We start from the raw sequence: 20,744 nt of genomic DNA on the forward strand, positions 1-20,744 counted from the left end.
GCTGCGCGCCTTGCCCCGCATAAGCCGTTCGACGAATCGCCGCCTCATAACAAGAACGAACAACAAACGCACAACACAGACCAACCCGGCGCGGCGAGCCTGCCGCGCAACGAGGCGTGTCCGCAGCGTTCCATGCGCCTTGCATGCGACGCGCGCGGCCCGGCCCACTGACTTATGACGACACCTCAAGACATCATCCGCCACGACGTGCTCGCGATGACGAGCTATCCGGTACCCGACGCCACCGGCTACATCAAGCTCGACGCAATGGAGAACCCGTTTTCGCTGCCGCCGACGCTGGCCGCGCATCTCGGCGAGCATCTGGCGGGCGTCGCGTTGAACCGCTATCCGGCGCCGCGTCCGGAAGCGCTCATCGAGAAGATCAAACGCACGATGGGCGTGCCGGCCGGTTGCGACGTGCTGCTCGGCAACGGCTCGGACGAGATCATCAGCATGCTGTCGATTGCCTGCGCGAAGCCGGGCGCCAAGGTGCTCGCGCCTGTGCCGGGCTTCATCATGTATCAGATGTCGGCGAAGCTGGCGAACCTCGAATTCGTCGGCGTGCCGCTGAACAGCGACTTCACGCTCGACACCGAGGCGATGCTTGCAGCCATTGCCGAGCACCAGCCCGCGGTTGTGTATCTCGCGTATCCGAACAACCCGACCGGCACGCTCTTTAACGACGCCGACATGGAGCGCATTATCGCCGCGGCGACGAAGAGCCTGGTCGTAATCGACGAGGCTTATCAGCCGTTTGCGCAGCGAAGCTGGCTGCCGCGCGCCGACGCGTTCGACAACGTGGTCGTGATGCGCACGGTGTCGAAGCTGGGTCTCGCCGGCATCCGCCTCGGCTATCTGGTTGGCAAGCCCGCGTGGCTTAACGAACTCGACAAGGTGCGCCCGCCGTACAACACGAACGTGCTGACCCAGGCGGCCGCGGATTTCCTGCTCGATCACGTCGACGTGCTCGACTCGCAGGCGGCGAAATTGCGCGACGAGCGTACGAAACTCGCAGACGCCGTCGCTCAATTGCCCGGTGCCGAAGTGTTTCCGAGCGCCGGCAATTTTCTGCTGGTGCGCGTGCCCGACGCGTCGATTCTGTTCGAAACCCTGCTCACGTCGCGGGTTCTGGTCAAAAACGTGAGTAAAATGCACCCATTGCTGGCGAATTGCGTGCGTTTGACCGTTGGTTCTCCCGACGAAAACGCCCAGTTGCTTGCCGCGCTGAAGCTCGTATTGCACTGAGCGTGCGATAAGCGTGCATTAAGCGGCGGCTCGCCGCTCCCCTCCCACACTACTAGCGCTTTCTAGCCAGATTCGAGGAATTACCATGCGCCTTGCGGAAGTCGTTCGCAACACCAGCGAAACGCAGATCCGTGTCAAGATCAACCTGGACGGCACCGGTCAGCAGAAGCTGGCCACCGGCGTGCCGTTCCTGGACCACATGCTCGACCAGATCGCGCGGCATGGCCTGTTCGATCTCGACATTGAAGCGCATGGCGACCTGCATATCGACGACCATCATACGGTCGAAGACACCGGCATCACGCTCGGCCAGGCCGTCGCGAAAGCAATCGGCGACCGCAAGGGCATTCGCCGCTACGGTCATTCGTATGTGCCGCTCGACGAAGCGCTGTCGCGCGTCGTGATCGACTTTTCGGGCCGTCCGGGCCTCGAGTTTCATGTGCCGTTCACGCGTGCGCGCATCGGCACGTTCGACGTGGATCTGTCGATCGAATTCTTTCGCGGCTTCGTGAACCATGCGGGCGTGACGTTGCATATCGACAATCTGCGCGGCCTGAACGCTCACCATCAAATGGAAACGGTGTTCAAGGCGTTCGGCCGCGCGCTGCGCATGGCCGTCGAACTGGACGAGCGCGCGGCGGGGCAGATTCCGTCGACCAAAGGCAGTCTTTAAGCGACTTATTTACCGGGACCGGAACCGCGCCGTGCGCGCGCCCGGTGTTCAATGGATATTCTGAAGTCGTTTATCTCGCTGCTCGCGCTGATCAATCCGGTCGGCGCGATTCCGTTCTTCATGAGCCTGACGGCGAATCAGAGCGACGTCGAACGGCGCAGGACCATTCGGATCGCGGCTATTTCGGTGTTCTGCGTGATCGCGGTGACGACGCTGCTCGGGCAGCAGATCATCAGCTTCTTCGGCATTTCGGTCGGTTCGCTCGAAGTGGGCGGCGGCATCATCATGCTGCTGATGGCGATCAACATGCTGAACGCGCAGATCGGCAACAGTCGTTCGACGCCCGAAGAGCGCGACGAAGCCGAGCAGAAGGACAACATCGCGGTCGTGCCGCTGGCCATTCCGCTGTTGACCGGGCCCGGCGCGATCAGCACGACGATCATCTATGCGGCCAGCTCGCCGCATTGGTACGACCGCATCGGTCTGATCGCGATCGGCGCGGTGCTGGCGGCGATCTGCTTTTTTTCGCTGCGCCTCGCTGAACCGATTGCACGCTGGGTCGGTCGCACCGGTATCAACATCGGCACGCGGCTCATGGGTTTGATGTTATCGGCGCTGGCGGTGGAATTCATCGTCGATGGATTGAAGGCTTTGCTGCCTACTTTGAAATGAAAACTTCGATAGCGATTGTGGATTACGGAATGGGCAACCTGCGCTCGGTGGCGCAGGCGTTGCGCAAGGCCGCGCCGGAAGCGGACGTGGCGATCGTCGACCAGCCGGAAGCGATCCGCGCGGCCGACCGCGTCGTGCTGCCCGGCCAGGGCGCGATGCCCGATTGCATGCGCAGTCTCGCCGAGTCCGGCCTGCAGGAAGCGGTCGTGGAAGCGTCGCGCACGAAGCCGCTGATGGGCGTGTGCGTGGGCGAGCAGATGCTGTTCGACTGGAGCGCCGAGGGCGGCACGCCTGGCCTCGGGCTCCTGCCGGGCAAGGTGCTGCGCTTCGACCTGGAAGGCCAGGTGCAGGACGACGGCTCGCGCTTCAAGGTCCCGCAGATGGGCTGGAACCGCGTGCGTCAGGCGCAGCCGCATCCGCTGTGGGACGGCGTGGCCGACAATGCGTTCTTCTACTTCGTGCATAGCTATTACGTGGTGCCGGATAATGCCGCGCACACGTCAGGCGAGACCGTGTACGGCGTGCCTTTTACGTCGGCGGTCGCGCGGGACAACATCTTCGCGACCCAGTTTCACCCGGAAAAGAGCGCCGAAGCCGGGCTGCGCGTGTATCGCAACTTCGTGCACTGGAACCCGTGAGCGCCTCGCTTCCTGCTGCCGCGGTGCGCTGTTTTGCCGCGAGCGGGGCATTCGCCGCGCGCTGCGGCGGCGGCATCCTGATTTCGCTTTGCGCCGCCGGTGCGCAAGAGCGTCGAAAGAGTTGTACTAAACTAGCGAGACGGCGTTTGGGCGGGCTGGCCGACCAGCCGCCGCCGCCGACCTTCAACCCATTCCCACTCAACACCCGATTGCTATGCTGCTGATCCCCGCCATCGACCTGAAAGACGGTCAGTGTGTACGCCTCAAACAGGGCGATATGGACCAGGCGACGATATTCTCCGAGGAACCGGCGGCGATGGCCCGACATTGGGTCGAGCGCGGCGCGCGCCGTCTGCACCTCGTCGACCTGAACGGCGCGTTCGCCGGCAAGCCGAGGAACGAAGACGCGATTCGCGCGATCATCGAGGAAGTGGGCGGCGAGATTCCCGTGCAGCTCGGCGGCGGCATCCGCGACCTGAACACCATCGAGCGCTATCTCGACGACGGTCTCGAGTACGTGATCATCGGCACGGCCGCGGTGAAAAATCCGGGCTTCCTGCAGGACGCGTGCACGGCGTTCGGCGGCCATATCATCGTCGGGCTGGATGCGAAAGACGGCAAGGTCGCGACCGACGGCTGGAGCAAGCTGACGGGTCACGAAGTGGCCGATCTGGCGCGCAAGTTCGAGGACTACGGCTGCGAGTCGATCATCTACACGGACATCGGCCGCGACGGCATGCTCCAGGGCATCAACATCGAGGCGACGGTGCGCCTTGCGCGCGCCGTGAAGATTCCGGTGATCGCAAGCGGCGGGCTGTCGAATCTCGCCGACATCGAATCGCTGTGCGAAGTCGAGGGCGAAGGCATTGAAGGCGTGATCTGCGGCCGGGCGATCTACTCGGGCGATCTCGACTTCACGGCCGCGCAGACTTTGGCAGACCGGCTGCGCGAATCGGACGACGCCTGAGCGCTGCTCGGCTGCGCAGCGGGCGAGTGGGCGAGCGGTTGAACGGATGAGCGCGGCGGCGTGGTCAGCCTCGCGTCTGAGGACAACGCCCGCCGCACGCAAGCACGCGCTGCATGCCTGCTCACCTGCTCGCCTGCATGCGGCGCAATGCGAGCCGCAGTTGGCGGTGGCTTTCTGAACAAGCGCCCCAAGCGCCCCAAGCGCCACGCGCCGAACCCGCCGCGAGCAACTCGGCCCGGCACCCCGGCCCATCACCGCTCGCCTGCGGTCCAGGCGAGCGGCCCCATCAGCGGTATTGGCAGAATTGCAAGATCATGGCTCTAGCTAAACGCATCATTCCCTGTCTCGACGTCACCGCCGGCCGCGTGGTCAAGGGCGTCAACTTCGTCGAACTGCGCGACGCGGGCGATCCCGTGGAAATCGCGCGCCGTTACGACGATCAGGGCGCGGACGAACTCACTTTCCTCGACATCACCGCGACTTCCGACCAGCGCGACCTGATCCTGCCGATCATCGAAGCAGTCGCCTCGCAAGTGTTCATTCCGCTGACGGTCGGCGGCGGCGTGCGCGCCGTCGAAGACGTGCGGCGCCTGCTCAACGCGGGCGCGGACAAGATCAGCATGAACTCGTCGGCGGTGGCGAATCCGCAGCTCGTCAAGGACGCCACGGACAAATACGGCTCGCAATGCATCGTGGTCGCGATCGACGCCAAGCGCGTTTCCGCGGACGGTGAGCCGCCGCGCTGGGAAGTCTTCACGCACGGCGGACGCAAGGCGACCGGCCTCGAAGCCGTCGAATGGGCGCGCAAGATGGCCGAGCTCGGCGCGGGCGAAATCCTCTTGACCAGCATGGATCGCGACGGCACGAAAAGCGGCTTCGACCTCGCGCTCACGCGTGCGGTCTCCGACGCGGTGCCGATTCCGGTGATCGCCTCGGGCGGCGTCGGCAATCTGCAGCATCTCGCCGACGGCATCAAGAACGGCCACGCCGACGCGGTACTCGCCGCCAGCATCTTCCACTACGGCGAGCACACGGTGGGCGAGGCCAAGCGCTTCATGGCCGGGCAGGGCATTTCAGTGAGGTTGTGACGTGGTGAATCCAACGGCAGTCAATTGGCTCGACAAGGTCAAGTGGGACGCGAACGGCCTTGTGCCGGTGATCGCGCAGGAAGCGTCGACGAACGACGTGCTGATGTTCGCGTGGATGAACCGCGAGGCGTTGGCGAAAACCGTCGAACTCGGCCGCGCGGTGTACTTCTCCCGCTCGCGCCAGCGCCTGTGGTTCAAGGGCGAGGAGTCCGGCCACGTTCAGCACGTGCATGAAGTGCGGCTCGATTGCGACGAAGACGTCGTGCTGCTGAAGGTGGAGCAGGTGTCCGGCATTGCGTGCCACACCGGCCGCCACTCGTGTTTTTTCCAGAAATTCGAAGGCTCGACCGACGACGGCGACTGGATTGCCGTCGATCCCGTGCTGAAAGACCCCGAACACATCTACAAATGACGCAGACCACCCAAGCCGCATCCGCCAATCCATCCACGACCGATACGTTGATGCGCCTCGCGGCGATCATCGACAGCCGCAAGGGCGGCGACCCGGACGTGTCGTATGTGTCGCGCCTGTTCCATAAGGGCGACGACGCGGTGCTGAAGAAAATCGGCGAAGAAGCCACCGAAGTCGTGCTGGCCGCCAAGGACACGCGCCACGGCGGCGAGACGAAGGCGCTCGTCGGCGAGGTCGCGGATCTGTGGTTCCATTGCCTCGTCATGCTGTCGCACTACGATCTGAGCCCCGCGGACGTGCTCGCCGAGCTGGAGCGCCGCGAAGGCATGTCGGGCATCGAGGAAAAAGCGCTGCGCAAGAGCCGCGAGCGCGAGCAGAACGGCGACTGAGCGCGCGATTTTCCCGAGTGCGATTTCTGCTGTTTCTTCGCGCGGTTTGCCTTGAAGTGGCGAGCGCCGGCGCCCACATTGCAGTGAACGCATCGCAAACCCATCGTCCGGAGGACGCAGCATGGAACAGTCGCACCAGAGTTATCCGCCGCCGGCTTACCGCCACGCGATCGAGCCGGAGCGGGAACGCAGCCTGCGCACGCTGACGCATGTGCTGTACGCGCTGTATGCGGTTCACTGGCTGACGGGCGGCCTGACGATCCTGATCGCGATCATCATCAATTACGTGAAGCGCGGCGACGCGGCCGGCACGCCGTATGAACCGCATTTCGAGTGGCAGATCCGCACCTTCTGGATCGGCCTGCTGGGTTACGCGATAGGCGGGCTGCTGGTGTTCGTCTTCATCGGCTTTGCGGTGTTGTGGGCCGTCAGCATCTGGATGTTGTACCGTATTATCAAGGGCTGGCTGTATCTGTACGATAACAAGCCGCTTGCGAATCCGCGGGCGTGGTTCTGAATTGGTGTCACGTCGTGCGGCGTCGGCGCAAAGCCGCTCTGCCGCATCGAGCCACGCTTCGCGCTTTAGCCCTACCGCGTCAGGAATACGATGAGTCACGACCCGAATTGCCTCTTCTGCAAGATCGCCGCCGGCGAGATCCCGTCGACCAAAGTCCATGAAGACGAAGAGTTTCTTGCCTTCCGCGACATCCGTCCGGCGGCCGAAACGCATGTGCTGGTCATTCCGCGCAAGCACATCGCCACGCTTACGGACTGCACCGAAAGCGATGCGCCCATGCTTGGTAGAATGCTTGTTTTGACCGCGCGTTTGGCCGATCAGTTGGGCGTGGCGTACACCGGTGGCGAAACCGGCTTCCGCACGGTCATCAATACCGGCCCGGGCGGCGGGCAAGAGGTGTATCACCTGCACGCGCACATTCTGGCGGGGCCGCGTCCGTGGCAGCGCATGGGTTAATGGGCCTGGCGCAGCCTGGCTTGGCCGGGCCGCGCAGACGTTGCCGGGTGCATAGCATTTTTGCCTCGCTGTTTTTGCCGCGCTGTAATTTTGGCGACGCGATTCTCTGGCCACAATACGGGCGAGGTCCGGCGTGCGAGGTCCTGGCGAAACAGCGGCACGCGCGGCAACGCTGCTGTAACGTATAGATGAAGCGCAAGCGCTTCGATTCACGCCGCAAGGCAGACGAGTTTTTGCCGCATTACATGCGGCGTCGGGGTTAAGGAGAGTAGTCATGGGTTCGTTGAGTATTTGGCATTGGTTGATCGTGTTGCTGATCGTGGCGCTCGTGTTCGGCACGAAGAAGCTGCGCAACATCGGCGGCGATCTGGGTGGCGCTGTGAAGGGCTTCAAGGAAGGCATGCGCGAGAACGAAACGCCTTCGGCGGACGCGCAGCAGCAGCGCGAACTGCCGCGCAACGGCGCGGTGGATGTGGAAGCCAAGGAAAAGACCCCGCGTTCGGGCGATTACCGCTAAGCCGCGGGCCAACCGCGTTACTGACGGACATTTCCCTCCATGCTGGACCTCGGTCTAACCAAGATGGCGCTCATCGGCGTCGTCGCACTGGTCGTGCTCGGCCCTGAGCGGCTGCCGCGCGTCGCCCGCACGGCGGGCGCGCTGTTTGGCCGCGCGCAGCGCTACATCAACGACGTCAAGTCGGAAGTCACGCGGGAAATCGAACTCGACGAATTGCGTCGCATGAAAACCGAGTTCGAGACGGCGGCGAGCAACGTCGAAACGGCAGTTCAGGAAAACCTGCGCAAGCATGAGAGCGAACTGAACGACGCGTGGAACAGCGGGACGTCCGTGTCGCCGAGCATCGCCGGCGGGGCGCTCGAAGACGCCGGCAATGCCGGCAGCACTTCGTGGCAGAACAGCACGCCCGCCGCGGCGGCGAAGCGCAAGAACTGGCGCGTCAAGCAAACGGCAATGCCCACCTGGTACAAGCGCGCGACCACGCGCCGCACGCGCGTGCAGTCCGGGGCGGCACGCGTCGCGCGGCATACGCCTGCCAGCATGCGTCGTCCGACGCGGTTTTTCTGATGATCAGAACGACAATCTCTAACCGAGGGCCGGTGTGAGCGACCCCCAGAAAAGCCAGGACGAAGGCACTGAAGAGACCTTCATTTCCCACCTCGTTGAATTGCGCGACCGCATCATCCGCGCGGGCCTTGCCGTCATCGTGGTGTTTATCGGACTCGTGTATTGGGCGCCGGACATCTTCCGGCTGCTGGCGCGCCCGCTGATGCAGAACCTGCCCAAAGACGGCAAGATGATCGTGACCGACGTCACCGGCTCGTTCTTCGTGCCGATGAAAGTGACCATGCTGGTCGCCTTCGTGATCGCGCTGCCTATCGTGCTGTATCAGATCTGGGCGTTCGTCGCGCCGGGTCTTTATCAGCACGAGAAGAAGCTGGTCGGGCCGCTCGTCGGCAGCAGCTATACGCTGTTTCTCTGCGGCATGGCGTTCGCGTATTTCGTTGTGTTTCCCACCATCTTTCGCGTGATGGCGCATTACAACGCGCCGCTCGGCGCGGAGATGACGACGGACATCGACAATTATCTGAGCTTCGTGCTCACCATGTTCATTGCGTTCGGCGTGACGTTTGAAGTGCCGATCGTCGTCGTGCTGCTCGTGCGCATGAACGTCGTGACGCTGAAGAAGCTAAAGGAAATCCGGCCGTATGTGATCGTCGGCGCGTTCGTGATTTCGGCTGTCGTCACGCCGCCGGACGTCTTCTCGCAACTGATTCTGGCCATTCCGCTGATCGTTTTGTACGAGGCGGGGATCATCGCGGCGCGGTTGATTGTCGGCAAGCAGCCGGCGGTGGTCGAGGACGCGAGTCCGCCGGGCTGATGCAATGCACGCCGCGTGGCGCGGCTGCAACGCGTAAGCAAACAAAGCAAAAGGGCAGTCCGCAACGGACTGCCCTTTTTACGTTCTACGTTCTACCAGCGGATTCGGCACGGGCGCTACTACCCGCGCACCGCTTGCGCTCAACCGCCTTCGTCGTCCTGCTGCTCGCTGTCGTCGGCGGGCTGTTTCGGCGGAGGCGGGCGCTTGCCGATGACCACGTCGACATCGAGCTCGCGGTTCTTGCGCACCAGATGCACCTTGGCGGCCGTGCCCGGCTTGATCTGCGCGATCACGTTCAGCAGGCGCGTGGTGTCGGTGATTTCCTGACCGTTGACGCTCATCAGGATGTCGCCTGGCTTGATGCCCGCGCGGTCGGCGGGACCGTTCTTCAGCACGCCCGCGACGATCGCGCCCGACTTCTGGTCGAGTCCGAACGACTCGGCGATTTCCGGCGTCACGTCTTGCGGCTCGACGCCAATCCAGCCGCGCGTGACCGAACCCGTCGTGATGATGCTTTCGAGCACGCTGCGCGCAGTCGACACCGGAATCGCGAAGCCGATGCCGAGCGAGCCGCCCGAGCGCGAGTAAATAGCGGTGTTGATGCCGAGCAGATTGCCGTTGACGTCGACGAGCGCGCCGCCCGAGTTGCCGGGATTCATCGCCGCATCGCTGCGCGCGAAGTTTTCGAACACTATTGATGCCGAGGGTGATGCGGCCGAGCGCGCTGACATGCCCATGGTGACCGTCTGCCCGACGCCGAACGGATTGCCGATGGCCAGCACCACGTCGCCCACGCGCGTCTGCTCCATGCGGCCGAGCGTGATGGTGGGCAGATTGGTCATGTTGACCTTGAGCACGGCCAGATCCGTTTCCGGATCGATGCCGATGACCTTGGCGTTCGTGGTGCGTCCGTCGGCGAGCGCGATTTCAATCTGATCCGCACCGTCGACGACGTGCTGGTTCGTTAGAATGTACCCTTCCGAACTCACGATCACCCCGGAGCCCAGGTTCGCGGCCGGTTGTTCGCGCTGCCTGCGATTGTTCTTGTCGCCGAAGAAGTAGCGGAACAGCGGGTCTTTCGCGCGCGGGTCCGGCGGCAGTGAGCCATCTTTGCTGGAAAAGACGTTTACGACCGCGGGCATGGCCTTTTGCGCGGCGTCGGCATAAGACGCCGTTGCGGGCCCGCTGCCCATGCCAGGCGCGACTTCGCGCAGTGCGACGATCGGTTCGGCAAGTTGCTTGCCGAATTGCCCTTGACGCTGAAGCCACTGCGGTTTGAGGGTCGCGATGATGAACATCAGCGCCAACAGCACAGTCACCGCTTGGGCAAAGAACAGCCAGAAGCGTCTAAGCATCTGAAGACTAGAGGTTTATATGGATCGGATCGAACTTGAATTGTACTTGAACAATCTCCTTGAAACCGCGCGGTTCAAGGACTATTGCCCGAACGGTCTGCAAGTCGAGGGGCGCCGCAAGATCGGCAAACTCGCGACCGGCGTGACCGCGTCAGTTGCGTTTCTCGAAGCCGCGCTCGATTGGGGCGCGGACGCCGTGCTGGTCCATCACGGCTACTTCTGGCGCAACGAGGCGCCGCAGATCACCGGCCGCAAATACGGGCGCCTGAAGCTGCTGCTCGCCAACGACCTGAACCTGTTCGCCTATCACCTGCCGCTCGACGACCATCCCGAGTTCGGCAACAACGCGCAGATTGGTGCGAAGATGGGCTGGATCAGCGACGCGCGTTTCGGCGAGAACGACCTCGGCTGGCTCGCCACGTTTGCGATGCCGATCACGCTCGCGCACTTCACCGCCGAGATCGAGCAGACGCTCGGCCGCACGCCGCTCGTGTTCGGCGACCCGGATCGCAGTCTGCGCCGCGTCGCGTGGTGCACGGGCGCCGCGCAAGGCATGTTCGACGCGGCGATCAACGCCGGCGCCGACGTCTATCTGACGGGCGAGGTGTCGGAGTCGGTCATGCACACGTCGGCAGAAAGCGGCGTAGCGTTTCTCGCGGCCGGCCATCATGCGACCGAGCGCTTCGGCGTGCAGGCGGTGGGCAAGCATCTGTCGGAGCAGTTCGACATCGAGCATCTCTTTATCGATATTCCGAATCCCGTTTGAGTCGTTGAAATATCAAATGGGCATTAGCGAAGCAAAAGGCACGAATAACGGAGGGGACACTTAAAAGCTGCTGCAAAAAAGTTTGTGATGCGTACGGAGAAACCCTGAGTTATCAAGGGCTTCGCACGGTTTTTGGCAATCGGCCCTTGTAAATGGCGACTCCATTCGAGCAAACTAGCGGCGGTAGAAGCGACGTGAAGGAAAAATCCAACTCAGAAGTGGGGCGTGTAATGCGAGACAAGGAAGATGAACGCGTCGACGGCAGCCGCCGTACCTGGCTGATAGCGACGACCGTAGCAGGTGGCATTGGAGGCGTTGCCACTGTCGTACCCTTTGTTAGTTCGTTTGCACCATCTGAAAAGGCCAAGGCAGCAGGAGCCCCGGTCGAAGTCGACATCAGCGATCTCAAGCCCGGCGACATGAAGACCGTGGCCTGGCGCGGCAAGCCCGTGTGGATCATCAACCGCACCGAGAAGATGCTCGCCGACGTCAAGAAGGCCGATAACGAAGTCGCCGATCCCGCGAGCAAGAATCCCTTTTCGTTGCCGCTGCCGGAGTACTGCAACAACGAATTCCGTTCACGCGCCGACCACAAGAACGTTTTTGTCGCCGTCGCCGTGTGCACCCATCTGGGCTGCACGCCGACGCCGCGCTTCCAGGAGGGCGCGCAGCCCAATCTTCCGGACGACTGGCCTGGCGGCTTCCTGTGCCCGTGCCACGGCTCGACCTATGACATGGCCGGCCGCGTCTTCAAGAACAAACCTGCGCCGCAGAACCTCGACATCCCGCCTTATATGTTCACGTCGGCCAATGGGCTCGTGATCGGCAAGGACGAGAAAGGAGAAGCGTAATGGCGATCGAACACGAAGTGGAGACGACCGGGCTCGTCGGCTGGATCGACCGGCGCTTTCCGTTCACGTCCACCTGGAAAAAGCACGTCTCCGAATACTACGCACCGAAGAACTTCAACTTCTGGTACTTCTTCGGCTCGCTCGCGCTGCTCGTGCTGGTGAACCAGATCGTCACCGGCATCTTCCTCACGATGAACTACAAGCCCGACGCGACGCTCGCGTTCGGCTCGGTCGAGTACATCATGCGCGAGGTGCCGTGGGGCTGGCTGATCCGCTACATGCACTCCACGGGCGCGTCGATGTTCTTCGTCGTCGTGTATCTGCATATGTTCCGCGGGCTGATGTACGGCTCGTATCGCAAGCCGCGCGAGCTCGTGTGGATCTTCGGCTGCGCGATCTTTCTGTGCCTGATGGCCGAGGCGTTTTTCGGCTACCTGCTGCCGTGGGGCCAGATGTCGTTCTGGGGCGCGCAGGTGATCGTGAACCTGTTCTCGGCGATTCCGTTCATCGGGCCGGACCTGTCGCTGTGGATTCGCGGCGACTACGTGGTGTCCGACGTGACGCTGAACCGCTTCTTCGCGTTTCACGTGATCGCGATTCCGCTGGTGCTGCTCGGGCTGGTCGTCGCGCATCTGGTCGCGCTGCACGAAGTCGGCTCGAACAACCCGGACGGCATCGAGATCAAGGCGAAGAAGGACCCGGACGGCATTCCGCTCGACGGCATTCCGTTCCACCCGTACTACTCGGTGCACGATTTCTACGGCGTGTGCATCTTCCTGATGATCTTCGCGGCGATCATCTTCTTCGCGCCTGAAATGGGTGGCTACTTCCTCGAAGCGAACAACTTCGTGCCGGCCAACCCGCTGCAGACGCCGCCGGAAATCGCGCCGGTCTGGTACTTCACGGCCTTCTACGCGATGCTGCGCGCCACGACCGATCCGTTCAAGATCGTCCTGATGATCGTGATCGCGCTGCTCGGCCTGCTTGCGTTGGTGCGCGCGCGCGGCAAGTGGAAGCTCGGCCTGCCGGTGCTCGCCGTGCTCGTGATTCTGGCCATGGCGTTCACCGAATCGAAGTTCTGGGGCGTCGTGGTGATGGGCGGCGCGGTGGTTTCGCTGTTCTTCCTGCCTTGGCTCGACCGCTCGCCGGTGAAGTCGATCCGTTACCGGCCGTTCTTCCACAAGGTGTTCTACGGGATTTTCGTGCTCGCTTTCCTGACGTTGGCGTTCCTCGGCACCAAACCGCCGTCGCCGGTCGCTACGTTGATTGCGCAGGTGTGCGCGCTGATCTACTTCGCGTTTTTCCTCGGCATGCCGTTCTGGACGCGGCTTGGCACGTTCAGGCAGCCGCCTGAGCGCGTGCGCTACAAGCCCCACTAATCGAGAGCGAGGAGAACACGAAGATGAAAAAACTGCTTTCGACGTGCGCGCTGATCGGCGCGACACTGCTCGCGGTGCTGAGCGGCCCGGCGTATGCGGACGAGAATGTTCATCTCGACCGCGCGCCGGATAACGCAGACGATTTCGCTTCTTTGCAGCACGGCGCGCAATTGTTTGTAAACTACTGCCTGAATTGCCACAGCGCGAACCTGATGCGCTACAACCGGCTGACCGACCTCGGCATCGCGCCGAGCGAAATCCAGTCGAACCTGCTTTTCACCACCGACAAAATCGGCAACACGATGACCGTGGCCATGCGCCCGGACGACGCGAAAGCGTGGTTCGGCGCGAGTCCGCCGGATTTGTCGGTGGAAGCGCGGGCGCGCGGCAAGGACTGGCTGTACACGTATCTGCGCAGTTTTTATCGCGACAATACGCGGCCGACCGGCTGGAATAATCTGGTGTATGAAAACGTGAGCATGCCTCACGTGCTGTGGCAGCTTCAGGGGCAACGTACTGCGAAATTCGGTGACCAAGTCGACGAAAAAACGGGCGAGACGGTGCACAAATTTGTGGGCTTCCAGCAGGTCACGCCGGGGACGATGTCGCCGGTAGATTATGATTCTGCTGTGGCCGACCTTGTGTCGTATATGTCCTGGATGTCCGAGCCGACTCAGAAAACCCGCAAGCAGCTTGGCGTGTGGGTGCTGCTGTTCCTCGGTATTCTGAGCTTTTTCGCCTGGCGACTGAACGCCGCGTACTGGAAACATATCAAATAATCACGCCGCTATACGGCGTGGGGCCGGCGCCAGGAAAAACCTGCTGAACGGTTTTTCCGCGCGCTGGCCTTTCAGCTTTTTGAGGAAACGTAAATCATGATGGTTCTGTATTCCGGCACAACTTGCCCGTTCTCCCAGCGCTGCCGGCTGGTGTTGTTCGAAAAGGGCATGGACTTCGAGATCCGCGACGTCGACCTGTTTAACAAGCCGGAAGACATCGCCGTGATGAATCCGTATGGTCAAGTGCCGATTCTCGTCGAACGGGACCTGATTCTGTACGAATCGAACATCATCAACGAGTATATCGACGAGCGCTTCCCGCACCCGCAGCTCATGCCGGCCGATCCGGTCCAGCGTGCGCGCGCGCGCCTGTTCCTGCTGAACTTCGAGAAAGAGCTGTTCGTCCACGTCGGCACGCTCGAGAACGAAAAGGGCAAGGCTGCGGAGAAGAACCACGAGAAGGCGCGCCTCGCGATTCGCGACCGTCTGACGCAACTCGCGCCGATCTTCCTGAAGAACAAGTACATGCTCGGCGAAGAGTTCTCGATGCTCGACGTCGCTATTGCGCCGCTCTTGTGGCGTCTGGATCACTATGGCATCGAACTGTCGAAGAACGCGGCGCCGCTCATGAAGTACGCCGAGCGCATTTTCAGCCGTCCGGCTTATATCGAGGCGCTGACGCCGTCGGAAAAGGTGATGCGTCGTTGAGTTTGGCTTTGGGCAAGGGCGCCGCGCGGCCAGACGCGCGCGGCGACCGCGCCCGGTAAGAGGACTGCTGATGCAAGAGATTTCCACCAAGCCTTATCTGTTGCGCGCGCTGTACGAATGGTGCACGGATAACGGCTACACGCCGCACATTGCAGTGCGCGTCGACAATCAGACGCGTGTGCCGCGGCAGTTTGTGCGCGACAACGAGATCGTGTTGAACATCAGCTTCGAGGCCACGAGCCAACTGCAGATGGGCAACGAGTGGGTCGAGTTCAGCGCCCGTTTCTCCGGCAAGTCGCACAAGATCGAAGTGCCTATCGCCAATATCCTCGCCATCTACGCGCGCGAAAACGGGCAAGGCATGGCGTTCCCGGTCGAGTCGACAGGCGGCGAGGCGCAGGATTCGGGCGCCGACGCCGAAACGGTCGAGCCGTCCGCCGCGCCAAGTGCGCCGACTGCGTCGAGCGTGTCGAGCGCGCCGCGTGCGGTCGAAAAGGCGCCAGCAGCCGAGGATGCCGCCGCCAAAGCCGAGCGCGCGCCGCAGGGCGATCAGCCCGACGACGACGGCTCGAAAGGTGGCGGGAGGGCTCGCCTCAAGATCGTAAAATGAAGTAGAATCACGGCCTCATGCCGGCTTAGCTCATCAGGTAGAGCGCTTGACTTGTAATCATGAGGTGGCGGGTTCGAGTCCTGCAGCCGGCACCAGTTGTGCGAAACGGGGTTTCTGTTCAGTCAGGAACCCCGTTTTTTATTGGCCAATCGGCGCTTTGTCACCGGCTTTGAAACCGGTCGAGGTGAGCGCGGGTGAGGGCTAAAATCGCCATATCTCTTTCACCTTGTCGATAGTGGACAAAACTGTCTACATTCGATGAGGTCTCGCCACCCGCCGCGCGCCGCGACGCGCCTTTCGCAAAACGACCCACTTCATCATGAACAGCCCTGCAAGCATCACCTGGCCGGAAGCCGACGGCCCCCGCACCGCACGTTGGCGCTCCGAAGCGGCGGTGCCGCCGCCGAAACGCGTGATCGTCGCCGACGACCGGACCACCGCGGACTCGGCCTACCGGCTCGCCTGTGAAGGCACCGCGCTGTTGTGGAACGGCGACTTTCAGAACGCGCGCCAATTGCTGCAGGCGGTCACGCGGCGGCTCGAGCGCAAACCGCGCAAGCAGGGTGAGACGCCGCTCGACGCGTTTAATCTGCATCGGCAGACGCAGTCGCAGCGCGCGCGCACGCTCGGCATGATCCTGATTCCGCTCAACGCCGAGTACGCGATTCCGCTGCGCCGCGCGCCCGACGTGCGGCAGGCGTGCATCGAAACGTACGGCCCGCCGACCGATGAGGCGTCGGTCGTGTCGCTGCGCGAGCTGCTCGGCATGATCGGCGCGCACGAGTGGCGCAAGAAGGGCGTGGAGATTCCCGCGCTCGGTGACCGGATTCATCCGCATTACGGCGTGTTTTCGCCGGTGCGCGGTGAATATGTGGATCTCGTCGCGCGCACGCCGTTGCCTTCGCTGAACAAGGCGTTCGACGTTGGCACGGGAACGGGCGTGCTGGCGGCGCTGCTCGCGAAACGCGGCGTGAAGAAGATCGTCGCGACCGACCAGGACCCGCGAGCGCTTGCATGCGCGCGCGAGAATCTGGCGCGGCTCGGATACGAGCAGCAAGTCGATGTGGTGCAAGCCGATCTGTTTCCGGAAGGGCGCGCGCCACTCGTCGTGTGCAATCCGCCGTGGGTGCCGGCGCGGCCCGCTTCGCCGATCGAATACGCGGTCTACGATCCGGACAGCCGCATGCTGCTCGGTTTCCTCAAGGGCTTGTCGGAACATCTGTCACCGGGCGGGGAGGGCTGGCTGATTCTGTCGGATTTTGCCGAGCATCTCGGGTTGCGCACGCGCGACTGGTTGCTTGCCGCGATCGCGGATGCGGGGCTGACGGTGGTGGCGCGCGAGGATATTCGTCCGCGGCATCCCAAGTCGACCGACGAGAGTGACCCGCTGCACAAGGCGCGGGCGGCGGAGATGACGTCGCTTTGGCGACTCAAGGCGCGGGGTTGACGATTGCTTGAGGGCGCGGGCTTAGAGGCGCAGTTTGGGGCGGTGGCGGCCGTTTGGCCTATCAGTCGCCTCAATGTCCGACGCCCGACGCCCGACGCCCGACGCCCAACGCCCGACGCCCAACGCCCAACGCCCAACGCCCAACGCCCAACGCCCAACGCCCAACGCGCAACGCCCGACGCCCGTTCGGCTCTACTCCGCGGAGCGCCCGCCATTCGGCCGGGCTTCCGCACCCTTCGCCACCGCGGCACTCAGCCGTGCCACACACCTCACGACAACCTGTCCCGCGCTCCAACAAACGCCGCTGCCCCACGCCCCGCCACCAACCCGCTCGCGAAACACGCCGTTAGCAGATAACCGCCCGTCGGCGCTTCCCAATCCAGCATTTCCCCGGCGCAGAAAACGCCCGGCAAACTTTCGATCATCAGATGCCGATCCAGCGCCTCGAACGGAATGCCGCCGGCGCTGCTGATCGCTTCCGCAATTGGCCGTGCGCGCAACAGCCGCACCGGCAGCGCCTTGATTGCGTGCGCGAGACGCGTCGAATCGGCGAAAACGTCCTTCGGCAGAATTTCGTGCAGCAGGGCCAGTTTTACACCGCTAATGCCGACTCTTCCCTGCAGATGGCTCGACATCGAACGTGAGCCGCGCGGCCTCGTCACTTCCGCGATCACCCGCTCGAGAGCCAAGCCCGGCGCCAGGTCCAGCGAGATCGTGAGTTCGCCGTCAGCGAGAATCCGCTCACGAATAGGCGCCGAAAGCGCATAGATCAGACTGCCTTCGAGGCCCGTTTCGGTCAGAAGTATTTCACCTTGTCGATTGTGGACTTTTCCGTCTACATCGGTCAGTGAAATGGCCACGGACTTCACCGGCTGACCGGCGAAACGCTCGCGCAGATAAGGGCTCCAGTCGGCGTCGAAGCCGCAGTTCGCGGGTTGCAGAGGGCGCACATCGACGCCTTGCGAGGTGATGAACGGCACCCACGCCGCGTCGGAGCCGAGCCGCGGCCAGCTTGCACCGCCCAGTGCCAGCACGACGGCGTCGCTGTCGACGAGCCGTTCGCCGTCAGGCGTCTCGAACCGCAAGCGGGCCGCCGCGTGCGCGGACGCGCCGGCTACACCGCCCGTTTGCGAGCCGTTCCAGCCGCTCCACTTGTGCCGCATGTGAAAGCGCACACCGCTTTCCTTCAACCGATGCAGCCACGCACGCAGCATCGGCGCGGCTTTCATGTCGGTTGGAAAAACGCGTCCCGAACTGCCGACGAACGTCTCGACGCCAAGATCATGCAGCCAGGCGCGCAACGCGTCGGGACCGAACGCCTCGAAGAGCGGCGCGATCCACGGGCGGCGCGCGCCATAGCGATCGAGAAACGGCTCGAGCGGCTCCGAATGCGTGATGTTCATGCCGCCTTTGCCCGCCATCAGGAATTTGCGGCCGACGGAGGGCATCGCGTCGTAGACGTCGACCTGCACGCCTTGCAGGCAAAGCGCCTCGGCGGCCATCAAGCCGGCGGGTCCGCCGCCGATCACGGCGACCCGGGCGGAATCGAATGAAGATGACATGCGGGCCTGTGGATAAGGGAAAAGGCGGCGCGCCGCCGCTGTAACTCACGGCTGAAGCCGAATGACGGCACAAGCGCTGACCAGGAAATCAAGCTGCCCTGTCGGCGCTGCGAAGGGCGCTATTTTCACATTGCAGGCGGGCCGGAGCAAACGCGTGCACCGCCGCCACGGACGCCAGAACGCTACATTTCGGCGCGTCGATACCGCAGCGCATGCCGGCGCGCCGCTTTGTTATTCAGCATCGCGAACTATAATTTTTGGACACCTTCCATCGGGCGCAATTCGCGTCGTTCCCGCGTCGATTCCACTGATCTTCGTTGCCGCACCGCATGCCGTGGCGTGACGGGTGAGCTGCGGGTTCGCGCCTTACGGCCCGCGTGGAGGTTCACATATGTCGATCAAGGAGACTGCCATGACCCGCCATTACATCGACTGCCGCGAGTTCCCGAGCGAAATGAACTGCACGGTCGCGCTATCGGCCGATAACGAGGACGAACTGCTCGACGCGGCCGTGCAGCACGCCGTCAGTGTGCACAAACATGCTGATTCGCCGGAATTGCGCTCGCAATTGAGGACGCTCTTTCACGAAGGCACGCCGCCGGTAGAGGCGCCGCGCATGTGAATCGCGGATTCGAGCGGCGGATCTGAAGTCAGGCACGAGAGAACGAAGCGCCGACTCGCGGCAGAGGCGAGCGGCGCTTTGGCCGCTCGCGCGAGTCGCGGCGTGGAACGCGCGTCGTCTGCACACGCGCTGCACGCGCGATTCACGAGCTTTCAGCTCGGATAAGCCTCGTCGACCTTGAGCCCGGCCAGCTTGAAGATCACGCGCAGCGTTTGCGGTTTGATGTCGCGCCGCGAAGCGAGCGTCGTCATCACGAAGTCCAGCACTTTCGCGTACTTGAGAAGCGTCAGGCATGTTTCCATGTCGACGCTGCCGTCGCGCATGACTTCGGCGAGGCGAAGCATTTCCGTCGAGATGTCGCGCGCCATCTCCAGTTCGAGCTGCTGTTTCTCCGTCCAGGCGGGCATGGCGGTGAGCTTCGCCATCATTTCCTGGAACTTCTGTTCGACGTTTCCGTTGGGTACCGTATCCATTGCTGCCTCTTCTATTGTCCGGGCGCGCGTCCAGTTGAGCTCGCGGCGCGCCGTCGGTTACGTAACGTTCGGCCCGTGTTACCGGACCGTCCTCCCCACATGCATTTGGGCCATGCGTTCGTGACGACGGCCGACAGCTTGTTGTTATAGGCACCCCGGCTTATGCCTTTGGGACCACGGCGGCGCTGAACGGTTCTGCGAGAATCCGCGTCAGGCGCCAAACGACCCAGGTCGCGCCGGAAAGAGCAGGAAGCGTTCCAGGAACGCAGCGTTTCCTGCAACTTTTGCACGCTCGCCGGTGAAAGGGCCGCCGTTTGGGTAAACTGGCAGCAACTTATGCTCTTTTCCGTCACCTGACGCACGTTCACGCTGCATTTGCCGACGGTCCCCCACGATGTCCAGCAAAACCCACGAAATCCGCCCCAACCAGTCCATCGAGCTGCTCAAGGAACTGCATATCCTGACGCGCGACGGCAAGATGAACCAGGACAGCCGCCGCAAGCTGAAGCAGGTCTACCATCTGTTCCAGTTCATCGAGCCTCTGCTCAAGGACGTGAAGGACCAGAAGGGCGCGGTCACGCTCGTCGACCACGGCGCCGGCAAGTCATATCTAGGTTTTATCCTGTATGACCTGTTCTTCAAGGAGTTTCAGGATGCCGCGGGTGGGGCGTCGCACATTTACGGCATCGAAACGCGCGAAGAACTCGTGACCCGCTCGGAGGAACTGGCGGCGCGGCTCGGCTTCAAGGGCATGTCGTTTCTGAATCTGTCGGTGGCGGAATCCATTACGTCCGACAAACTGCCGGCGCAAATCGACATCGTCACGGCGCTTCACGCGTGCAATACCGCAACCGACGACGCCATTCGCTTCGCCCTCGAAAAGAAAGCTAAATACATTGTTGTGGTGCCGTGTTGCCAGGCTGAAGTCGCGGGCGTTTTACGTCAAAACAAAAGTAAATCGCTGGGTCACGCGTTAACGGAAATCTGGCGGCATCCGTTGCATACGCGCGAATTCGGCAGCCAGATTACCAACGTGCTGCGCTGCCTGCAATTGGAGGCGCACGGTTATCAGGTCAGCGTAACGGAACTGGTGGGCTGGGAGCATTCGATGAAAAACGAACTGATCATCGCCCAGTTCAAGGACTTGCCGCGCCGGCGCCCGGCCGAGCGGCTCAGCGAAGTGATGCAGACACTGGGTATCGAGGAACTGAAAGAGCGGTTTTTCGTTTCCGCCTGA

25 protein-coding genes and 1 tRNA gene are annotated in these 20,744 nt (G+C 62.7%); 23 read left to right on the forward strand and 3 right to left on the reverse strand.

The window, feature by feature from the left end; translation table 11 throughout:
• Positions 1-174 precede the first annotated feature (174 nt).
• The 13 genes from hisC (at position 175) to tatC (ending at position 8,955) form a co-directional block, all read left to right on the forward strand.
• Positions 175-1,245: a histidinol-phosphate transaminase gene (hisC, locus tag BGRAMDRAFT_RS28115; RefSeq protein ID WP_006052284.1), complete on the forward strand. Its 1,071-nt coding sequence runs from the start codon at positions 175-177 to the stop codon at positions 1,243-1,245.
• A gap of 85 nt (positions 1,246-1,330) precedes the next feature.
• Positions 1,331-1,918, forward strand: coding sequence for an imidazoleglycerol-phosphate dehydratase HisB (gene hisB / locus BGRAMDRAFT_RS28120; RefSeq protein ID WP_006052285.1), 588 nt, complete (start codon positions 1,331-1,333; stop codon positions 1,916-1,918).
• 51 nt (positions 1,919-1,969) lie between these two features.
• Positions 1,970-2,590, forward strand: a complete 621-nt coding sequence (locus BGRAMDRAFT_RS28125) for a YchE family NAAT transporter (RefSeq protein WP_006052286.1) — start codon at positions 1,970-1,972, stop codon at positions 2,588-2,590.
• Positions 2,587-3,228: an imidazole glycerol phosphate synthase subunit HisH gene (gene hisH / locus BGRAMDRAFT_RS28130; protein ID WP_006052287.1), complete on the forward strand. Its 642-nt coding sequence runs from the start codon at positions 2,587-2,589 to the stop codon at positions 3,226-3,228. The genes BGRAMDRAFT_RS28125 and hisH overlap by 4 nt, the downstream gene beginning before the upstream one ends.
• Before the next feature lie 214 nt (positions 3,229-3,442).
• Positions 3,443-4,195 carry a 1-(5-phosphoribosyl)-5-[(5-phosphoribosylamino)methylideneamino]imidazole-4-carboxamide isomerase gene (hisA, locus tag BGRAMDRAFT_RS28135; RefSeq protein WP_006052288.1) on the forward strand — a complete coding sequence of 251 codons (753 nt, stop codon included), beginning with the start codon at positions 3,443-3,445 and terminating at the stop codon, positions 4,193-4,195.
• A 314-nt stretch (positions 4,196-4,509) separates the two neighbouring features.
• Positions 4,510-5,283 (forward strand): imidazole glycerol phosphate synthase subunit HisF, encoded by a 774-nt coding sequence (hisF, locus tag BGRAMDRAFT_RS28140; protein ID WP_006052289.1) that lies wholly within the window; start codon positions 4,510-4,512, stop codon positions 5,281-5,283.
• 1 nt (position 5,284) lies between these two features.
• On the forward strand, positions 5,285-5,695 hold the full coding sequence (hisI, locus tag BGRAMDRAFT_RS28145; protein ID WP_006052290.1) for a phosphoribosyl-AMP cyclohydrolase: 411 nt from the start codon (positions 5,285-5,287) through the stop codon (positions 5,693-5,695).
• Entirely contained in the window at positions 5,692-6,084 is a 393-nt protein-coding gene (locus BGRAMDRAFT_RS28150; RefSeq protein WP_006052291.1) for a phosphoribosyl-ATP diphosphatase, read from the forward strand. The genes hisI and BGRAMDRAFT_RS28150 overlap by 4 nt, the downstream gene beginning before the upstream one ends.
• Positions 6,085-6,205: 121 nt before the next feature.
• Positions 6,206-6,601 (forward strand): DUF4870 family protein, encoded by a 396-nt coding sequence (locus BGRAMDRAFT_RS28155; protein WP_006052292.1) that lies wholly within the window; start codon positions 6,206-6,208, stop codon positions 6,599-6,601.
• A 90-nt stretch (positions 6,602-6,691) separates the two neighbouring features.
• Positions 6,692-7,057 carry a histidine triad nucleotide-binding protein gene (locus BGRAMDRAFT_RS28160; RefSeq protein WP_006052293.1) on the forward strand — a complete coding sequence of 122 codons (366 nt, stop codon included), beginning with the start codon at positions 6,692-6,694 and terminating at the stop codon, positions 7,055-7,057.
• 274 nt (positions 7,058-7,331) lie between these two features.
• Entirely contained in the window at positions 7,332-7,574 is a 243-nt protein-coding gene (gene tatA / locus BGRAMDRAFT_RS28165; protein WP_006052294.1) for a Sec-independent protein translocase subunit TatA, read from the forward strand.
• A gap of 39 nt (positions 7,575-7,613) precedes the next feature.
• Complete coding sequence (gene tatB / locus BGRAMDRAFT_RS28170; RefSeq protein WP_006052295.1) at positions 7,614-8,141, forward strand: Sec-independent protein translocase protein TatB; 528 nt, start codon at positions 7,614-7,616, stop codon at positions 8,139-8,141.
• 34 nt (positions 8,142-8,175) lie between these two features.
• Positions 8,176-8,955 (forward strand): twin-arginine translocase subunit TatC, encoded by a 780-nt coding sequence (gene tatC / locus BGRAMDRAFT_RS28175; protein WP_006052296.1) that lies wholly within the window; start codon positions 8,176-8,178, stop codon positions 8,953-8,955.
• A 140-nt stretch (positions 8,956-9,095) separates the two neighbouring features.
• Here the strand turns inward: tatC and BGRAMDRAFT_RS28180 are convergent, their stop codons facing one another.
• Positions 9,096-10,310 carry a trypsin-like peptidase domain-containing protein gene (locus BGRAMDRAFT_RS28180; RefSeq protein WP_006052297.1) on the reverse strand — a complete coding sequence of 405 codons (1,215 nt, stop codon included), beginning with the start codon at positions 10,308-10,310 and terminating at the stop codon, positions 9,096-9,098.
• Between the two features lie 19 nt (positions 10,311-10,329).
• Here BGRAMDRAFT_RS28180 and BGRAMDRAFT_RS28185 point away from each other — a divergent pair, with 19 nt between their 5' ends.
• From BGRAMDRAFT_RS28185 to BGRAMDRAFT_RS28220, 8 genes are all read left to right on the forward strand, one after another.
• Positions 10,330-11,076 carry a Nif3-like dinuclear metal center hexameric protein gene (locus tag BGRAMDRAFT_RS28185; RefSeq protein ID WP_006052298.1) on the forward strand — a complete coding sequence of 249 codons (747 nt, stop codon included), beginning with the start codon at positions 10,330-10,332 and terminating at the stop codon, positions 11,074-11,076.
• Between the two features lie 230 nt (positions 11,077-11,306).
• Complete coding sequence (gene petA / locus BGRAMDRAFT_RS28190; protein WP_029971285.1) at positions 11,307-11,927, forward strand: ubiquinol-cytochrome c reductase iron-sulfur subunit; 621 nt, start codon at positions 11,307-11,309, stop codon at positions 11,925-11,927.
• On the forward strand, positions 11,927-13,306 hold the full coding sequence (locus BGRAMDRAFT_RS28195) for a cytochrome b (RefSeq protein ID WP_006052300.1): 1,380 nt from the start codon (positions 11,927-11,929) through the stop codon (positions 13,304-13,306). Before petA ends, BGRAMDRAFT_RS28195 begins: the two co-directional genes overlap by 1 nt.
• Positions 13,307-13,329: 23 nt before the next feature.
• Positions 13,330-14,085 carry a cytochrome c1 gene (locus tag BGRAMDRAFT_RS28200; protein WP_006052301.1) on the forward strand — a complete coding sequence of 252 codons (756 nt, stop codon included), beginning with the start codon at positions 13,330-13,332 and terminating at the stop codon, positions 14,083-14,085.
• Between the two features lie 96 nt (positions 14,086-14,181).
• Positions 14,182-14,793 (forward strand): glutathione S-transferase N-terminal domain-containing protein, encoded by a 612-nt coding sequence (locus BGRAMDRAFT_RS28205; RefSeq protein ID WP_006052302.1) that lies wholly within the window; start codon positions 14,182-14,184, stop codon positions 14,791-14,793.
• A 70-nt stretch (positions 14,794-14,863) separates the two neighbouring features.
• A complete protein-coding gene (locus tag BGRAMDRAFT_RS28210; RefSeq protein ID WP_006052303.1) occupies positions 14,864-15,403 on the forward strand; it encodes a ClpXP protease specificity-enhancing factor in 540 nt (179 codons plus the stop codon).
• Positions 15,404-15,422: 19 nt separating this feature from the next.
• Positions 15,423-15,498 (forward strand) — tRNA-Thr (locus tag BGRAMDRAFT_RS28215).
• 224 nt (positions 15,499-15,722) lie between these two features.
• The gene (locus tag BGRAMDRAFT_RS28220; RefSeq protein ID WP_006052304.1) at positions 15,723-16,850 is read left to right on the forward strand and encodes a methyltransferase; all 1,128 of its coding nucleotides are present in this window, start codon (positions 15,723-15,725) and stop codon (positions 16,848-16,850) included.
• Positions 16,851-17,119: 269 nt separating this feature from the next.
• Here BGRAMDRAFT_RS28220 and BGRAMDRAFT_RS28225 read toward each other — a convergent pair whose 3' ends face one another.
• Positions 17,120-18,412, reverse strand: coding sequence for a TIGR03862 family flavoprotein (locus BGRAMDRAFT_RS28225; RefSeq protein ID WP_006052305.1), 1,293 nt, complete (start codon positions 18,410-18,412; stop codon positions 17,120-17,122).
• Between the two features lie 412 nt (positions 18,413-18,824).
• On the opposite strand from BGRAMDRAFT_RS28225, the gene BGRAMDRAFT_RS28230 reads away from it, so the two are divergent.
• A complete protein-coding gene (locus BGRAMDRAFT_RS28230) occupies positions 18,825-19,034 on the forward strand; it encodes a DUF1059 domain-containing protein (protein WP_029971289.1) in 210 nt (69 codons plus the stop codon).
• 152 nt (positions 19,035-19,186) lie between these two features.
• Here the strand turns inward: BGRAMDRAFT_RS28230 and BGRAMDRAFT_RS28235 are convergent, their stop codons facing one another.
• On the reverse strand, positions 19,187-19,507 hold the full coding sequence (locus tag BGRAMDRAFT_RS28235; protein WP_006052307.1) for a type II toxin-antitoxin system HicA family toxin: 321 nt from the start codon (positions 19,505-19,507) through the stop codon (positions 19,187-19,189).
• A 394-nt stretch (positions 19,508-19,901) separates the two neighbouring features.
• Here BGRAMDRAFT_RS28235 and BGRAMDRAFT_RS28240 point away from each other — a divergent pair, with 394 nt between their 5' ends.
• Positions 19,902-20,744, forward strand: coding sequence for a class I SAM-dependent methyltransferase (locus BGRAMDRAFT_RS28240; RefSeq protein WP_006052308.1), 843 nt, complete (start codon positions 19,902-19,904; stop codon positions 20,742-20,744).

The sequence above is a fragment of the Paraburkholderia graminis C4D1M genome (assembly GCF_000172415.1).
In the GTDB taxonomy this organism is placed as follows: Bacteria; Pseudomonadota; Gammaproteobacteria; order Burkholderiales; family Burkholderiaceae; genus Paraburkholderia; species Paraburkholderia graminis.

Bases quoted from the DNA above. Each gene is read 5' to 3' on its own strand.
- hisC (WP_006052284.1), top strand. From the start codon at position 175: ATGACGACACCTCAAGACATCATCCGCCACGACGTGCTCGCGATGACG.
- hisB (WP_006052285.1), top strand. From the start codon at position 1,331: ATGCGCCTTGCGGAAGTCGTTCGCAACACCAGCGAAACGCAGATCCGT.
- BGRAMDRAFT_RS28125 (WP_006052286.1), top strand. From the start codon at position 1,970: ATGGATATTCTGAAGTCGTTTATCTCGCTGCTCGCGCTGATCAATCCG.
- hisH (WP_006052287.1), top strand. From the start codon at position 2,587: ATGAAAACTTCGATAGCGATTGTGGATTACGGAATGGGCAACCTGCGC.
- hisA (WP_006052288.1), top strand. From the start codon at position 3,443: ATGCTGCTGATCCCCGCCATCGACCTGAAAGACGGTCAGTGTGTACGC.
- hisF (WP_006052289.1), top strand. From the start codon at position 4,510: ATGGCTCTAGCTAAACGCATCATTCCCTGTCTCGACGTCACCGCCGGC.
- BGRAMDRAFT_RS28150 (WP_006052291.1), top strand. From the start codon at position 5,692: ATGACGCAGACCACCCAAGCCGCATCCGCCAATCCATCCACGACCGAT.
- BGRAMDRAFT_RS28155 (WP_006052292.1), top strand. From the start codon at position 6,206: ATGGAACAGTCGCACCAGAGTTATCCGCCGCCGGCTTACCGCCACGCG.
- BGRAMDRAFT_RS28160 (WP_006052293.1), top strand. From the start codon at position 6,692: ATGAGTCACGACCCGAATTGCCTCTTCTGCAAGATCGCCGCCGGCGAG.
- tatA (WP_006052294.1), top strand. From the start codon at position 7,332: ATGGGTTCGTTGAGTATTTGGCATTGGTTGATCGTGTTGCTGATCGTG.
- tatB (WP_006052295.1), top strand. From the start codon at position 7,614: ATGCTGGACCTCGGTCTAACCAAGATGGCGCTCATCGGCGTCGTCGCA.
- BGRAMDRAFT_RS28180 (WP_006052297.1), bottom strand. From the start codon at position 10,310: ATGCTTAGACGCTTCTGGCTGTTCTTTGCCCAAGCGGTGACTGTGCTG.
- BGRAMDRAFT_RS28185 (WP_006052298.1), top strand. From the start codon at position 10,330: ATGGATCGGATCGAACTTGAATTGTACTTGAACAATCTCCTTGAAACC.
- petA (WP_029971285.1), top strand. From the start codon at position 11,307: ATGCGAGACAAGGAAGATGAACGCGTCGACGGCAGCCGCCGTACCTGG.
- BGRAMDRAFT_RS28195 (WP_006052300.1), top strand. From the start codon at position 11,927: ATGGCGATCGAACACGAAGTGGAGACGACCGGGCTCGTCGGCTGGATC.
- BGRAMDRAFT_RS28200 (WP_006052301.1), top strand. From the start codon at position 13,330: ATGAAAAAACTGCTTTCGACGTGCGCGCTGATCGGCGCGACACTGCTC.
- BGRAMDRAFT_RS28205 (WP_006052302.1), top strand. From the start codon at position 14,182: ATGATGGTTCTGTATTCCGGCACAACTTGCCCGTTCTCCCAGCGCTGC.
- BGRAMDRAFT_RS28210 (WP_006052303.1), top strand. From the start codon at position 14,864: ATGCAAGAGATTTCCACCAAGCCTTATCTGTTGCGCGCGCTGTACGAA.
- BGRAMDRAFT_RS28220 (WP_006052304.1), top strand. From the start codon at position 15,723: ATGAACAGCCCTGCAAGCATCACCTGGCCGGAAGCCGACGGCCCCCGC.
- BGRAMDRAFT_RS28225 (WP_006052305.1), bottom strand. From the start codon at position 18,412: ATGTCATCTTCATTCGATTCCGCCCGGGTCGCCGTGATCGGCGGCGGA.
- BGRAMDRAFT_RS28230 (WP_029971289.1), top strand. From the start codon at position 18,825: ATGACCCGCCATTACATCGACTGCCGCGAGTTCCCGAGCGAAATGAAC.
- BGRAMDRAFT_RS28235 (WP_006052307.1), bottom strand. From the start codon at position 19,507: ATGGATACGGTACCCAACGGAAACGTCGAACAGAAGTTCCAGGAAATG.
- BGRAMDRAFT_RS28240 (WP_006052308.1), top strand. From the start codon at position 19,902: ATGTCCAGCAAAACCCACGAAATCCGCCCCAACCAGTCCATCGAGCTG.